This window comes from Enterobacter ludwigii, from assembly GCA_023023105.1.
In the GTDB taxonomy this organism is placed as follows: Bacteria; Pseudomonadota; Gammaproteobacteria; order Enterobacterales; family Enterobacteriaceae; genus Enterobacter; species Enterobacter adelaidei.
This window is the reverse complement of sequence record CP083824.1, coordinates 1,064,419-1,079,179: the sequence shown is the minus strand read 5'-3', so window position 1 is coordinate 1,079,179 and position 14,761 is coordinate 1,064,419. Positions and strand designations below refer to the sequence as shown.

Here is a 14,761-nt window from a genome sequence, read left to right as displayed (position 1 = left end):
CGCCTCATTTTGGTGCGTCAGGCGCTCAGTGACTCTTCCTCGCGCACGCTGGCAGCCAGCTCTTCGCCTGCCAGTTGCAACTGGTACATCTGCCAGTAGCGCCCTTTTGCTTCCAGCAACTCCCGGTGTGTACCGCGCTCAACGGCTTGTCCACGGTGCAGCACCAGAATAGTATCCGCCTCAACAATCGTGGAAAGGCGGTGGGCAATTACCACCAGCGTCGTATGGTCACGCACGGCGGCAAGTGCCTGCTGGATAGCTTGTTCGGTACCGGAATCAATACTGGCCGTTGCTTCGTCCAGAATCAAAATTTGCGGCGTTTCAATCAGTACCCGCGCCAGCGCCAGAAGCTGTTTTTGCCCAACAGAGAGATTGTTCCCCTGCTCACCCAGCTTCGTATTGATCCCGTCGCTGAACCCACGAGCCAACTCTGCCAGTTGCACTTTCTCCAGCACCTCCCAGACCTGTTCATGGGTATAGTCCCGACCCAGCGTCACGTTGGCGTAGAAGGTATCCGCCATCACGACCGGATCCTGCTGCACCATTGCAACGCCTTTACGTAACACATTATGGTTGAGAGACGCGAGCGGGCGTCCGTCGAGGCGAATTTCACCTTGGCTTAGCGGGTAGTAACCCATCAACAGGCTTGCGAGCGTACTCTTACCGCTGCCGGTATGCCCCACCAGCGCAACAAAGCCCCGCGACGGGACATCCAGCGTGATGTCCTGCAATACCAGCCGGTCTTCGCGATAAGCAAACGAGACGTTATCAAAGGCAATGGCCCCGCTTTGCAGCGCGCGGTCATCGTTGCCGTAGGTCTGACGTGGTCTGTCCATCAACTCGAACACTCGCTCCCCTGCCACGACGGCCTGCTGGAGCATCGACTGCTGTGTCGTAAGCTCAATCAACGGTTCGTTAAGGCGGCCAAGGTAGCTGATAAAAGCATACAGGACCCCAACCTCAATGGTTCCGTGAGTGGTCAGGCCAAACAGCATGAGCAGACCACAGAGCACCAGCGCGGAGAAGAGGCTCAACAGCGGGCGTAACAGGAAACCGTCAAGCCGCAGCGTCTGCATACGCGCCATATAGTGTGAACGACTGGCTTCGCCCATCCGCTCGCCAAAACGTGCCTGCTGGCGGAACTGCTGGATGACGCTCATGCCGTTGATCACTTCATTGAAGCCATCATTAATATCGGCCAGATAGGCTCGCACCCGACGCACAATGGGTGTGCTGTAACGTTGATAGATAACCATCACAATCAACACCGCCGGGAAGATGGTGATCGCCACCAGTGCCATACGCCAGTCGAGGCTGAACATCGCCACCAGCATCGCGCCAATCAGCGCCGCGCTGCGCAGGACGGTTGCCACCACGGTGACGTACAGATCGCGGATCACCTCCGTATCGTTGGTCACGCGCGAAATCACCTGCCCGACTGGCTGGGTATCAAACTCGCTGAGCGGCTGGCGCAGCGCAGCGTCCATGACATCAGTACGCAACTGCTGCACGACCCCCACGGCTGCACGGTTAAACAGCAACGACTGGGCATAATGAAGCCCCGCCGCCGTCAGCTGTAAGCCAACGTAAGCCACACCCAGGCCCGCCACCAGCCCCAGAGGCAGGTAGCTTTTGGCAACCATATTGTCGATGAAATAGCTAATAAGCAGTGGACCGCTGACTTCAGCAATCGCCGCAATCCAGAGCAACAGCACGGCAACAGACAGCGGTTTTCGCCACGGTGAACCGTAGGCCAGCAGACGTTTTAGCGTCGGCCACATCGAGCCAAATTTACGCATTAGCGGCCTCCGTATCCTGCTCCGGGGCATCATCCAGCGCCGCTTCAAGCTGTTGATAACGATACATGTCGCGATACCAGCCCGATTGCTCAGCCAGTTTTTCATGCTGCCCGCGCTGGGCAATGTGCCCATGCTGCAACACTAAAATTTCGCTGGCTTCCGCCAACGCCGACAAACGGTGGGCACTGATAATCACCGTACGTCCGTCGCCCCACTGGCGCAGGTTATGCAGGATCTGGTGCTCGGTACGCCCATCCACAGCGGAAAGCGCATCATCCAGAATCAGGATTTCGGCATTGAGAAGCAGCGCGCGGGCAATTGAGATTCGCTGCTTTTGTCCTCCGGACAACATGACGCCACGTTCCCCGACCTCCGTTTCGTAGCCCTGCGGCAGACGCAAAATATCATCATGTACGCTGGCTAAACGCGCCACATGTTCAATCTCTTCCTGCGTCGCCGACGGGCGTCCGAGGGCGATATTGTTTGCTACCGTGTCCGAAAATAAAAACGGCGTCTGGCTGACGACCGCCAGACGACCTCGCCAGTCGTCCAGCAGCAGTTGCGTCAGGGGAATATCATGGAAGCGAATATCGCCCTGCGTGACGTCAAAGTGGCGCTGAATCAGTGAGAGCACGGTACTTTTGCCAGAACCTGTTGGGCCACAAATGCCCAACATCTGACCAGGCTTGAGCGTAAAACTAACGTTCTCCAGTACCGGATGTTCCGTTTGCGGATAAACAAACTTACGGACGTCAACATTTATGACACCGCGCCCTTCCGGTACGGCTTGGTTGCCGTCATTCACCACCGGTGCTTCGGCCAGCATGGCGCGAATACGGCTGTAGGCGGCGCTGCCGCGCTCCACGATGTTAAACATCCAGGCCAATGCCAGCATCGGCCAAATCATCAGCCCCAGGTACATCGCAAAGCTGGTCAATTGTCCCAGGGTTAACGAGCCCTGTACCACCATCCAGCTCCCCCCACCAATAGCCAGCAGGTTTGCCATACCGATCGCGACATAGATTGTCGGGTCAAAACGCGCATCAATTCGCGCGACGCGCATGTTCTTCGCCCCCGTGTCTGCGGCATCGGCGGCAAACAGTGCTGATTGCCGGTCCTCCAGACCAAAGGCTTTAATCATACGGATGCTGGTCATACTCTCCTGCGTACGGTCGTTCAGTGAAGAGAACGCCGCCTGCGCCAGCTTAAAGCGCTCATGCAGTTGCTCACCAAAACGGTTGATCGCCAGTGCCATCAGCGGCATCGGCAACAATGCCAGCAGGGTGAGCTGCCAGCTGATCTGGGTCGACATCACAATCAGGACCGCGCACCCCATGACCAGAGAATCCACCAGCGTTAACACCCCTTCTCCTGCGGCGAACACCACACGATCGACGTCGTTTGTCGCGCGTGCGATGAGATCCCCGGTGCGATGTCGCAGATAAAACTCTGGGTGTTGTCGGCTCAGCTGGCGGTAAAAATCTTCACGCAGCTCAACGGCCAGCTGATAGGAAGCGCCAAAAAGGAGCACGCGCCAGACGTAGCGCAGCAGATAGACAATGACGGCCGTCAGCACAAGCGTGCCAACCCACATCAACACCCGTGCGGTGGTGTAATGCTGTTCGGTGACGCCATCCACGACGTAGCCCACCACCTTCGGCGGGATCAGCTGCAGAATGGCAATGATAATAAGCAGGGCTACTGCACCGAGGTAGCGTTGCCACTCCCGACGAAAGTACCAGCTTAATTGGGCAAATAATCGCACGCGGTTTGTTCCTGAAGGTATTTTACGAAGTTATTCAATAGGTAGTGCTGTGGTGTATTTAATCTGTTCCATGGCGAAGCTCGAGGTGACGTCCGACAAGCCCGGCACGCTGTTCACCAGTCGTTTGTAAAAATCGTCATAGCGCTTCATGTCAGCTACCTGAACGCGCATCAGGTAATCGTACTCTCCGGCCATACGCCAGAAACCGAGCACCTCAGGCATGTCAGAAACCTGAGTGACAAAACGGCAATACCACTCGCTGCTGTGATGCTGGGTTTTAATCAGCACAAATGCCGTTAACCCAAGCCCCAGTTTTTCGGGATCTAATAACGCGACGCGTCCCAGAAGAATGCCGTCATCTTCAAGCTTCTTGAGGCGCTTCCAGCACGGTGTGGTGGTCAGATTAACGGCATCTGCCAGCGCCTGCAAAGAGAGGGTACAGTCACTTTGCAGCAGTGAAAGAAGCTTGCGGTCAATTTTATCTAGCATACCCACCTCACAGAGAAAATTTTTCTCCCTTCATTCTATTTTAAAGGCCAGATAGCAACAATTTTTTCTGTGCTTTTCGCTATGCTGGGCACAAAATGACAAACGGATAACTACGATGAATAGCTCCTGGGTTAAACATGCCATCAGCGAAATCAATGCCGACTATCAGCGCTCGGCGGATACGCACCTGATTCGACTTTCCCTGCCGGGATTTGACGGTATTCAGCTCTATCTGAAAGATGAAAGCACCCATCCTACCGGTAGCCTGAAGCATCGCCTGGCGCGTTCACTGTTTTTATACGGTTTATGTAACGGCTGGATTAAAGAAGGTACCACCATCATTGAATCCTCATCCGGTTCAACGGCGGTGTCTGAAGCCTATTTTGCCCGCCTGCTGGGTTTACCCTTCATCGCCGTGATGCCTTCCTGCACGGCGAAACGTAAAATTGAACAGATCGAATTCTACGGCGGACGATGCCACTTTGTGGAAAGCGCCTGTGAAATCTACGCGGCATCTGAAATGCTGGCACGCGAGCTGAACGGCCACTACATGGATCAGTTCACCTTTGCGGAACGAGCCACCGACTGGCGCGGTAATAACAATATCGCCGACAGTATTTTCCGTCAGATGTCCCACGAGCCGCATCCCGTTCCCTCATACATTGTGATGAGCGCCGGGACGGGCGGCACCTCCGCCACCATCGGGCGTTATATCCGCTGCCAGGGCTACGACACCCAACTAATGGTGGTTGATCCGCAAAACTCCGTGTTCCTCGACTACTGGCAGAACCGCGATATCGGCCTGCGCAGCCCGGTGGGCAGTAAAATTGAAGGGATTGGCCGCCCACGCGTGGAACCGTCGTTCATCCCGGATGTGGTGGATGAGATGTTGCGCGTGCCGGATGCCGCAAGTGTCGCCACCGCGCACTGGCTGGAGACCCAGCTTGGCCGCAAAGTCGGCGCTTCTACCGGGACCAATATGTGGGGAGCCCTGCAGCTAGCGGTACGCATGCGTGAAGAGGGTCGAACAGGATCCATCGTCACCCTGCTCTGCGACAGCGGCGAGCGCTACCTTGAGACCTATTACAATGCGCAATGGGTGCAGGCAAATATCGGCGATATTGAGCCCTGGAAAGCGCAAATTGCACAGCTGGTGAAATAAAAAAAGCCAGACCGAAGTCTGGCTTGCTGGAAGGGTCTCACTATTCGGGGGAATATGGGAGGTTGTTGTTGTCCAGCCAATGCGTCAAAAAATGGGACACCGCTTCGTTACCGCAATGCCCGATAACAGGCAGATGAGGAAGTTCTGCAATTAGCTGCGGCATCGCATTCCCCATTATCAAACCGCGACCTACGCTGCCCAGCATCTCGCGGTCATTCATGGCATCGCCAAACGCCATACAATCCTGCAGTGTGAAGCCCAGGTGGTCACTCAGTACCGCCAGGGCAGAACCTTTGTTACAGCCAACGGGGAGCACTTCCAGGCAATCCACCGCCGAGAAGGTCAGGTGCGCCTTGTCTCCCAGAGACTCATTTAACTGAATGCGCAAGCGACAGAGATCGTCATGATCGCCACAAAAACAGATTTTGGTCACCGCATGGGCAGGGATCCGACGCAGATCGATAAGCTGATATTTAAAACCGCTGTAGACATGCGCATGCAACAGCTCCGGTATTTCACGCCCGGTAAACCAGCCGTTATCGTTAAAAACATGGAGGCTGGCCTGCGTATCCCAGGTACTGTGTAGCACGATATCCGCCACTTCCGGGTTAAGATCCTGACGGTGCAGAACGTCCCCTTCCACGGAATGAATGCGCGTCCCGTTGCCCGTGATCAGAAAAGCGTCCAGGGAAAACGCCCCCAGTAAATGGCGCATCTCCAGCACATGGCGACCGGTGGCAAACGTCAGAGTGACATCACACTCGTGCAGACGCTTCAGCGTATTCAGGGTTTTCTCCCCTAAACGGTGATCCGGCATTAACAGCGTACCGTCCATATCAAATGCAGCGAGCCGAGCCATGATTACTCCTGAAGTGTGATGCGGTTAACTTGTGCTTCAGTATTACGTGAGATATACGGAAGTAATAGTGAATAGATGACAAATATTGTTCCGGGTTTCTCATGCGCCAGCTCAACCGACTCAACCAGTATCACCGTTTGTGGCAGCCTTCCGCTGGCGCGACACAACACGTCACCATCAGCGAACTGGCCACCCGCTGTTTCTGTAGTGAAAGACATGTTCGAACGCTGCTGCGTCAGGCTCATGACGCGGGATGGCTTACCTGGCGTGCGCAGTCTGGTCGCGGAAAGCGCGGTGAACTGACGTTCCATGTCACCCCGGAGTCACTGCGCAATGCGATGATGGAAGAGGCTCTGAAGCATGGACAGCAGCACAATGCGCTTGAGCTGGCCCAGCTTGCGCCACAAGAGTTACGTTCATTGCTGCATCCGTTCTTAGGCGGACAGTGGCAAAACGATACGCCGACGCTGCGCATTCCCTATTACCGCTCACTGGATCCCCTTCATCCGGGTTTTTTACCCGGCCGGGCAGAACAGCACCTGGCAGGACAGGTTTTTTCCGGGTTAACACGCTTTCACGGCAACAGCAGTGAACCAGCTGGCGATCTTGCCCATCACTGGGAAGTGTCAGAGGACGGTTTGCGCTGGCATTTTTATATTCGCTCAACGCTACACTGGCATAACGGTGATAAGGTCGAAACCATGCAGCTTCAACAAAGCCTGATGGCACTGCTTGCCCTGCCTTCCTTGCGTAAGTTGTTCCAGAGCGTCTTACATATTGAAGTCACCCATCCCCAGTGCCTGACCTTTATCCTGCATCAACCGGACTTCTGGCTGGCGCACCGGTTGACAACCTACTGTAGCCGGCTTGCGCATCCCGACCAGCCGATGACGGGTAGCGGCCCCTTCAGACTCAGCGTGTACGACCCCGACCTGGTGCGCCTTGAAAGCCACGAACAGTACCATCTCAGCCATCCATTGCTTAAAGCTATCGAATACTGGATAACACCGTCGCTGTTTGACTATGGGTTAGGTACCAGCTGTCGCCATCCGGTGCAGATCGCCATTGGCGAGCCGGATGAACTGGAGCGCCTGCGTCTGGTCACTAACAGCACCAGTCTGGGTTTTTGTTATCTCACCCTGAAGCAAAGCCCGCGCCTGAGTGAAATGCAGGCTCGGCGGCTCATCAATATCATCCATCTCTCAACGCTTCTGCATACGCTTCCACTGGATGAAGGGTTGATTACCCCGACAGAGGAGTTACTCCCCGGCTGGACGATCCCAAAGTGGCCTGAATTAACGAATGTACCTCTGCCGGAAAAATTAATACTGGCTTACCATTTGCCCGTCGAGTTACATACGATGGCAAGCCAACTAAAACTGTATCTTGCGCAACAGGGCTGTGAGCTTACGGTCATCTTTTACGATGCGAAAACCTGGGACGGATGCCAAAATCTTGCTGATGCTGACATCATGATGGGGGACAGACTGATTGGCGAAGCGCCGGAATATACGCTTGAACAATGGCTGCGCTGTGACGTCTTATGGGCACACCTGCTGAACGCGCCGCAATTTGCCCATCTGCAGGCCACTCTGGACGCCGTACAGACCCAGACCGACGAACAGGCCAGACATGCCGGGCTCAAAGCCATTTTCTCACAGCTCATGGAAAAAGCTGTACTAACGCCACTGTTCAACTATCAATACCAGATCAGCGCCCCGCCAGGGGTCAACGGTATTCGGCTCAACACTCGCGGCTGGTTTGATTTTACCGAAGCCTGGCTGCCCGCCCCCAAATCGTGAAGAAGCTGGTCGCCGTCGTGGTCAGGCGGTAACATAACGTTTTATCGTAACTATCGAGATGATTTATGAAACGTGCCGTCGTCGTGTTCAGCGGAGGACAAGATTCTACTACCTGCCTGGTTCAGGCCCTTCATCAGTATGATGAAGTTCACTGTGTCACTTTCGATTACGGTCAACGCCATCGCGCTGAAATCGACGTTGCGCGTGAACTGGCTCTGAAACTGGGCGCACGCGCGCACAAGGTGCTGGACGTTACGCTGTTAAATGAACTCGCCGTCAGTAGCCTCACACGCGACAGTATTCCTGTACCTGACTATGTACCTGACGCCAGCGGTATCCCAAATACCTTTGTTCCTGGCCGTAATATTCTTTTTCTGACCCTGACGGCGATTTATGCTTACCAGGTGCAAGCCGAAGCGGTGATCACCGGCGTATGTGAGACCGACTTCTCTGGCTACCCGGACTGCCGTGACGAGTTCGTGAAGGCACTAAACCACGCGGTCAATCTTGGGATGGCGAAAGAGACGCGCTTTGAAACACCACTGATGTGGCTGAATAAAGCAGAGACCTGGGCACTGGCGGACTACTGGGGCAAACTGGACCTGGTTCGCAGTGAAACCCTCACCTGCTATAACGGTATCAAAGGCGATGGTTGCGGTCAGTGCGCTGCCTGCAACCTGCGCGCTAACGGGCTTAATCACTACCTGGCCGATAAGGCCGGCGTAATGGCCGCGATGCAGAAAAAAACCGGACTGAAATAGAGTTACTTCACCGTGCTGTCGACGAATGAGCGTCGACAGCACAGGTGAACTGGAAAAAAACCCTACACGATCATCTGCTCCAGCTTTTCACGCAACTCTCCTTCCAGCGGCAGCGCTTTCTGGGTTTTAAGATCAATACAGACAAAGGTAATGAGAGCATCAGCCACCACCTGTCCTTCGGGATCCAGCGTCACTACCTGACTTAACACGCCACTCTTCCCATTTAGCTGCTGTACCTGGCTGGTGACAGTCAGCACATCCCCCAGTACGGCAGGACGGCGGTAGTTAATATTAATATTGACGACCACGAACGCGATGTTATGCGCAGTCAGCCATTGAAAACTTTCGCTGTTTTCCAGACCGTCCCAGCGAGCCTCCTCAAGAAACTCAAGATAGCGGGCGTTATTGACATGCTGGTATACATCAAGATGGAAACCGCGAACTTTGATTTTTGTCTGCATAGCGCAATAGCCTTTAGTGTTGTTATAGGATTAGAGGTCACAACTGGTATGACCTCATTATCCTGGCAAATTTTTGCAGCAGTGCAAGAAATTGCTTATTTACAACGTCAGGTGTGAGAGATTGCGCTCAACCAGTGAGCTACCCATCCCCGGGACCTGCTTCAGGTCGTCGACCGTTTTAAAGGGGCCATACTCTTCGCGGTAGCTGACAATGGCCTGCGCCTTTTTCAGCCCTACCCCATTCATCACGCGAGCGATATCCTCTGCTGATGCTGAATTGATGCTGACTCGCGAGCCATCATTGTCAGCCGCTTTGTTACTCCCTGTTGTTTTGGCGGGAGCATTCGTTTGTGCTGGTGTCTCTGCCTGACTTTGTACGACCTGTGCTTTTGCAGCCAGCGCGCCAGCGCTCATCCCGGTGGTGGCAATAGCCAGTGTAATGAGCAGTACTTTGATTCCACATTTCATGCTGTTATCTCCTTGTTTGTTGACAGCCACACCACGATAGCCGCCCCGGAAAACAGGCACAAACGACAGATAACAGAAATGGAAAAGGCCGCGAAAGCGGCCTTTAGTTTTTGCAGAGCGTTACGAAAATCTGCGAGCAGTTACGTAATTATTGCTGCTGAGTCATCACATCGCCCAGCTTAATCTTGGCTTCTTTACGCAGGTTGCTCATCATCGCCTCGAAAGCAATCTGGGCGTTGTTCTGAGTAATCCCCTGAACCATCGCTTTCTTCTGCGCTTCTGGCATCGTGCCGGCTTTCACTTCATCCAGCGCCAGCAGAACCACATTGCCCTGCATATCCGTTGTGGTACCGAAGCTCGGTTTGTCTTTTGCTGGCAGGGAGAGACCAAACGCAGCCTGGCTGATTGGATCCTGACCGGTACGGCTCAACGTTTTCGCCTCACCGAAGCTCAGGCCAGCGGCTTTCAGCGCGTCCTGTTTGCCTGCTTTCAGATCAACCAGAATCTTCTCAGCATCCAGTTTCGCCTGCTGTTCCGCTTTGTTGTGCTTAACCTGGGCGACAATCTGATCCTTCACTTCCGTCAACGGTTTAATCGCTTCTGGTTTGTGCTCGCTGACACGCAGAACGAATGCACGATCGCCGTCAACGGTAATGATGTCAGAGTTACTGCCAGGGGTGCCATTCTCGCCCACCAGACCACCGTTGAAGATGGCATCAGAAACCGGTTTGAAGTTCAGCTCTTCCGGCAGGTTGTCACGTCCAAACCAGCCCGTCTCAACCGCTTTCACACCAGCCGCCTGCTCTGCACCAGCCAGAGACTCGTTGTCGTTGCTGGCGGCATCGCTCACTTTCTGCTGCAGCGCGTAGTAGGCATCCAGCGCTTTCTCTTGCTTCACTTTCGCCGCGATATCATCGCGAACCTCAGTCAGTGGTTTGGTTTTCGCAGGGATAATATCGTCCAGACGCGCGACCAGGAAACCAACGGAAGACTTGATTACGCCAGAGAGCTGGCCTTTGTCTTTCAGACCGGCATTTTTCAACTCATCAGGGGTCGTTGCATCTTCCAGCCAGCCCATATCACCGCCGTTTTTCGCGGAGATAATATCGGTGGATTTCGCTTTCGCGACGGTGGCGAAATCAGCACCTTTGCTCAGTTCGTCCAGAACCGCCTTAGCATCTGCTTCCGTTTTAGTCTGGATCACGCTGTAGCGGTTACGCTGCGGCTGAGTGAACTGATCCTGATGCTGATCGTAATAAGACTGGATTTCCGCATCTGACGCAGTTTCCTGCAACGCTGCAGCATCCAGCTTGATGTAGCTCACACGGAACTGCTCCGGAGAAATAAAGGAATTCTTATTCTGCTCGTACCAGGCATTAACGTCAGCGTCGCTCACCTGCTGTTTCGCGGCCAGGGCATTCACATCAATGGTCGCTTCACGTACAACGCGCTGCTGCGACACTAATGCTGCCAGTTCATCCGTTTCACCTTTGAGCATGAAATCGGTACCCACGACGGCATTGATGAGCTGCTGGGTGGTTAGCTGGTTACGCAGCGCCTGAGCGTACTGATCGGCCGTCATCCCCATCTGGTTGACGATGCTGTTGTAACGTGCGTTGTCGAATTTGCCGTTAGACTGGAAGGCTTGTGTAGAGAAGATGGCTTTTTTCACCTGCTCATCACTGATGCCCAAACCCAGTTTTTTTGCATACTGATCCAGCAGCGCTTCGTCGATAAGACGGTTCAGTGTCTGTTGGCGCAGGGTCTTCATATACCCTTCGTTCGCCGCCAGTTCAGAGAATTGGTCGCCCAGCTGTTGCTGCATACGGTTACGTTCACCGGCAAAAGCATTCTCGAACTGACCACGGCTGATTTCCTGGCCATTCACTTTTGCGGCATAGTTTGCGCCACCGCCAATAAGGTAACTGCTCACGCCGGTCAATATGAACGACACGATAATGATACCGAAAATAATCTTGAGCACGAGACTGTTAGCAGCCGTGCGTAAGCTGTCCATCATGGTGTAACAACACTCCGCTGTAGGTGACTGGTTACCTGACGCTGACGGAAAATCCTGCCCGTCGCGCGTGAAGGCGTATTGTGACAAGAAAACGGGGCGATTGTCAGCCCACAACTCGCATAAACTCGCACAAATCAGGTCTGGACAAACAAAAAAGGCACATCAAATGATGCGCCCTTGTACTATTCAGCTTCCCTGAATCGGGAAAGCAATCAGTTTACTGCGTCTTTCAGCGCTTTACCTGCACGGAAACCCGGCACTTTAGCAGCAGCAATGGTGATCTCTTTACCGGTCTGAGGGTTGCGGCCAGTACGGGCAGCACGCTCTTTAACAGCAAAAGTACCGAAGCCTACCAGTGCAACGTCGTCCCCAGCCTGCAGAGATTCAGTAACAGAAGCAATTAATGCATCTAACGCACGTCCAGCTGCAGCCTTAGAAATATCAGCACCAGCAGCAATTTTGTCAATCAGTTGAGATTTATTCACTGTTCTCTTCCTCTCTTTATAATTTATATCGCGCCTGAATCCTTCACAACGCGACCGCGCAGCAGTTATATCAGGCCTGCCATGACCTTACAACACCCGTTGTTGATGGCTGACCTAATCAGCAATCTAAATTAGCTATACAAAAAAAGGCTGGCAAGTGCGAAATGACTTACCAGCCTTGTTTTTATTGACGCTCTTTGCGCGAGGTCACTATTTTGCGGTTACAACCTGCATTCCGGAGGGTTCATTCTGCAGTGCGAGACTAAGAACTTCCTCAATGCGTTTAACCGGATGGATCTGCAGATCGGCAATTACGTTGTCCGGAATCTCTTCCAGATCGCGTTTATTCTCGTAAGGAATCAATACCGTTTTGATCCCACCACGATGTGCAGCCAGCAGTTTTTCTTTTAATCCACCGATTGGCAGTACCTGTCCACGCAGGGTTATTTCCCCCGTCATCGCCACATCGGCACGCACCGGGTTCCCCGTCAGGCAGGAAACCAGAGCGGTACACATGGCAATACCCGCGCTTGGGCCATCTTTCGGCGTCGCGCCTTCAGGAACGTGCACGTGGATGTCGCGTTTTTCGTAGAAATCCGGGTTGATACCCAGTTTTTCCGCGCGCGCACGTACCACGGTCAATGCAGCCTGAATGGATTCCTGCATCACTTCACCCAGAGAGCCGGTGTAGGTCAGCTTACCTTTACCCGGTACACAGGCGGTTTCGATGGTCAGCAGATCGCCACCCACTTCCGTCCATGCCAGACCCGTCACCTGACCCACGCGGTTTTCGTTGTCCGCGCGACCATAGTCAAAACGCTGAACGCCGAGATAGGCATGCAGATTGTCGCCGTTAATCACAATGTGTTTCAGGCTCTTATCCAGCAGCAGCTGTTTCACCGCTTTACGGCACAGTTTAGAGATTTCACGCTCAAGGCTACGCACGCCCGCTTCACGGGTGTAGTAGCGGATGATGCCAATAATCGCGCTGTCCTCTACGGTCAGCTCGTTGGCTTTCAGCGCGTTACGCTCAATCTGTTTCGGCAGCAGGTGCTGCTTAGCGATGTTCAGCTTCTCATCTTCGGTATAGCCGGAGAGACGGATCACTTCCATACGATCCAGCAGCGGGGCCGGAATGTTCATGGAGTTGGAGGTCGCCACGAACATCACATCGCTCAGGTCGTAGTCCACTTCCAGGTAATGATCGCTAAACGCCACGTTTTGTTCTGGATCAAGCACTTCCAGCAGCGCAGACGCAGGATCGCCACGCATGTCCGATGACATTTTGTCGATCTCATCGAGCAGGAACAGCGGGTTTTTAACGCCCACTTTCGCCATTTTCTGGATCAGTTTACCCGGCATAGAACCGATGTAGGTACGACGGTGACCGCGGATTTCCGCTTCATCGCGTACACCACCCAGCGCCATACGGATGTACTTACGCCCGGTCGCCTTGGCGATGGACTGACCCAGAGAGGTTTTACCCACACCAGGAGGTCCTACCAGGCACAAAATTGGGCCTTTGATTTTGTTTACACGGCTTTGTACCGCGAGGTACTCAAGAATACGGTCTTTCACGCGTTCCAGGCCGTAGTGGTCGGTATCGAGGATTTCCTGGGCCTGACGCAGGTCTTTTTTGACCTTGCTGCGGGCGTTCCACGGAACCTGCACCATCCACTCAATGTAGCCGCGTACAACTGTCGCTTCAGCCGACATTGGAGACATCATTTTCAGCTTCTGCAGTTCCGCTTCCGCTTTCTCTTTTGCCTCTTTTGGCATCTTCGCCGCGTCGATCTTGCGCTTCAACGCTTCGTTTTCGTCCGGCGCATCGTCCATCTCGCCCAGCTCTTTCTGAATAGCTTTCATTTGCTCATTCAGATAGTACTCACGCTGAGATTTCTCCATCTGCTTTTTCACGCGGTTGCGAATACGCTTCTCAACCTGCAGCAGATCGATTTCAGACTCCATCATCGCCATCAGATATTCCAGACGCTCGTTAACGTCGGACATTTCCAGCACGGACTGTTTGTCAGCCAGCTTCAGCGGCATATGTGCAGCGATGGTGTCCGCCAGACGGGCAGGATCGTCGATGCTGTTCAGCGACGTCAGCACTTCTGGTGGGATTTTCTTGTTCAGCTTGATATAGCCTTCAAACTGGCTGATCGCGGTGCGTACAAGCACTTCCTGCTCGCGTTCATCAAGCTGAGGCGAATCAAGGTACTCTGCCTTCGCAGAGAAATGTTCGCCATTGTCAGACAGAGTGGTAATACGCGCACGCTGCAGGCCTTCAACCAGCACCTTGACGGTGCCGTCAGGCAGCTTCAGCATCTGCAAAATAGAGGCCACGGTCCCGACGGTGAAAAGATCGTTTACACCCGGCTCATCCGTTGATGCTTCCTTCTGCGCCACCAGCATGATTTTTTTATCATGATCCATGGCGGATTCGAGGCAACGGATAGATTTTTCCCGCCCTACAAATAAGGGTATGACCATGTGCGGATAAACCACCACATCGCGCAACGGCAATACGGGGATTTCAATGCGTTCAGAACGCTCAGGATTCATAGAGCTCTCTCTTAGTTTAGTGTCCGCCAGGTAAGCTGGTCATGTAACAGTACTTCACACAACCATTAACATGTATCCAGTATATGGGGATGTTTCCCACACATTCAACGCCATGATTACGGAAA

Annotated in this window: 12 protein-coding genes; 3 read left to right on the top strand and 9 right to left on the bottom strand. The window is 53.7% G+C overall.

The window, feature by feature from the left end; translation table 11 throughout:
- Nucleotides 1-17: 17 nt before the first annotated feature.
- Genes LCD46_05025 through LCD46_05015 form a run of 3 tightly spaced genes read right to left on the bottom strand, consistent with a single transcriptional unit; the run spans nucleotide 18 to nucleotide 4,053 of the window.
- A complete protein-coding gene (locus tag LCD46_05025) occupies nucleotides 18-1,799 on the bottom strand; it encodes a SmdB family multidrug efflux ABC transporter permease/ATP-binding protein (protein ID UOY71696.1) in 1,782 nt (593 codons plus the stop codon).
- Complete coding sequence (locus LCD46_05020; protein ID UOY71695.1) at nucleotides 1,792-3,564, bottom strand: SmdA family multidrug ABC transporter permease/ATP-binding protein; 1,773 nt, start codon at nucleotides 3,562-3,564, stop codon at nucleotides 1,792-1,794. Before LCD46_05020 ends, LCD46_05025 begins: the two co-directional genes overlap by 8 nt.
- 30 nt (nucleotides 3,565-3,594) lie before the next feature.
- Nucleotides 3,595-4,053: an Lrp/AsnC family transcriptional regulator gene (locus tag LCD46_05015; protein ID UOY71694.1), complete on the bottom strand. Its 459-nt coding sequence runs from the start codon at nucleotides 4,051-4,053 to the stop codon at nucleotides 3,595-3,597.
- A gap of 115 nt (nucleotides 4,054-4,168) precedes the next feature.
- Here LCD46_05015 and LCD46_05010 point away from each other — a divergent pair, with 115 nt between their 5' ends.
- On the top strand, nucleotides 4,169-5,215 hold the full coding sequence (locus LCD46_05010; protein ID UOY71693.1) for a PLP-dependent cysteine synthase family protein: 1,047 nt from the start codon (nucleotides 4,169-4,171) through the stop codon (nucleotides 5,213-5,215).
- A gap of 40 nt (nucleotides 5,216-5,255) precedes the next feature.
- Here the strand turns inward: LCD46_05010 and cof are convergent, their stop codons facing one another.
- On the bottom strand, nucleotides 5,256-6,074 hold the full coding sequence (gene cof, locus LCD46_05005) for an HMP-PP phosphatase (protein ID UOY71692.1): 819 nt from the start codon (nucleotides 6,072-6,074) through the stop codon (nucleotides 5,256-5,258).
- Nucleotides 6,075-6,175: 101 nt separating this feature from the next.
- Between cof and LCD46_05000 the strand changes: the two genes are divergently transcribed.
- Nucleotides 6,176-7,876 carry an SgrR family transcriptional regulator gene (locus tag LCD46_05000; GenBank protein UOY71691.1) on the top strand — a complete coding sequence of 567 codons (1,701 nt, stop codon included), beginning with the start codon at nucleotides 6,176-6,178 and terminating at the stop codon, nucleotides 7,874-7,876.
- A gap of 65 nt (nucleotides 7,877-7,941) precedes the next feature.
- Nucleotides 7,942-8,637, top strand: coding sequence for a 7-cyano-7-deazaguanine synthase QueC (gene queC / locus LCD46_04995; protein UOY71690.1), 696 nt, complete (start codon nucleotides 7,942-7,944; stop codon nucleotides 8,635-8,637).
- A 62-nt stretch (nucleotides 8,638-8,699) separates the two neighbouring features.
- Here the strand turns inward: queC and LCD46_04990 are convergent, their stop codons facing one another.
- The 5 genes from LCD46_04990 to lon all read right to left on the bottom strand — a co-directional run bounded on the left by LCD46_04990 (nucleotide 8,700) and on the right by lon (nucleotide 14,636).
- The gene (locus LCD46_04990) at nucleotides 8,700-9,098 is read right to left on the bottom strand and encodes a YbgC/FadM family acyl-CoA thioesterase (protein ID UOY71689.1); all 399 of its coding nucleotides are present in this window, start codon (nucleotides 9,096-9,098) and stop codon (nucleotides 8,700-8,702) included.
- 99 nt (nucleotides 9,099-9,197) lie between these two features.
- Nucleotides 9,198-9,566: a helix-hairpin-helix domain-containing protein gene (locus LCD46_04985; protein UOY71688.1), complete on the bottom strand. Its 369-nt coding sequence runs from the start codon at nucleotides 9,564-9,566 to the stop codon at nucleotides 9,198-9,200.
- 148 nt (nucleotides 9,567-9,714) lie between these two features.
- Nucleotides 9,715-11,586, bottom strand: a complete 1,872-nt coding sequence (ppiD, locus tag LCD46_04980) for a peptidylprolyl isomerase (protein ID UOY71687.1) — start codon at nucleotides 11,584-11,586, stop codon at nucleotides 9,715-9,717.
- A 212-nt stretch (nucleotides 11,587-11,798) separates the two neighbouring features.
- A complete protein-coding gene (gene hupB / locus LCD46_04975; protein UOY71686.1) occupies nucleotides 11,799-12,071 on the bottom strand; it encodes a DNA-binding protein HU-beta in 273 nt (90 codons plus the stop codon).
- A 210-nt stretch (nucleotides 12,072-12,281) separates the two neighbouring features.
- Entirely contained in the window at nucleotides 12,282-14,636 is a 2,355-nt protein-coding gene (gene lon / locus LCD46_04970) for an endopeptidase La (protein UOY71685.1), read from the bottom strand.
- Nucleotides 14,637-14,761 lie beyond the last annotated feature (125 nt).

Bases quoted from the DNA above. Each gene is read 5' to 3' on its own strand.
- LCD46_05025 (UOY71696.1), bottom strand. From the start codon at position 1,799: ATGCGTAAATTTGGCTCGATGTGGCCGACGCTAAAACGTCTGCTGGCC.
- LCD46_05015 (UOY71694.1), bottom strand. From the start codon at position 4,053: ATGCTAGATAAAATTGACCGCAAGCTTCTTTCACTGCTGCAAAGTGAC.
- LCD46_05010 (UOY71693.1), top strand. From the start codon at position 4,169: ATGAATAGCTCCTGGGTTAAACATGCCATCAGCGAAATCAATGCCGAC.
- cof (UOY71692.1), bottom strand. From the start codon at position 6,074: ATGGCTCGGCTCGCTGCATTTGATATGGACGGTACGCTGTTAATGCCG.
- LCD46_05000 (UOY71691.1), top strand. From the start codon at position 6,176: ATGCGCCAGCTCAACCGACTCAACCAGTATCACCGTTTGTGGCAGCCT.
- queC (UOY71690.1), top strand. From the start codon at position 7,942: ATGAAACGTGCCGTCGTCGTGTTCAGCGGAGGACAAGATTCTACTACC.
- LCD46_04990 (UOY71689.1), bottom strand. From the start codon at position 9,098: ATGCAGACAAAAATCAAAGTTCGCGGTTTCCATCTTGATGTATACCAG.
- LCD46_04985 (UOY71688.1), bottom strand. From the start codon at position 9,566: ATGAAATGTGGAATCAAAGTACTGCTCATTACACTGGCTATTGCCACC.
- ppiD (UOY71687.1), bottom strand. From the start codon at position 11,586: ATGATGGACAGCTTACGCACGGCTGCTAACAGTCTCGTGCTCAAGATT.
- lon (UOY71685.1), bottom strand. From the start codon at position 14,636: ATGAATCCTGAGCGTTCTGAACGCATTGAAATCCCCGTATTGCCGTTG.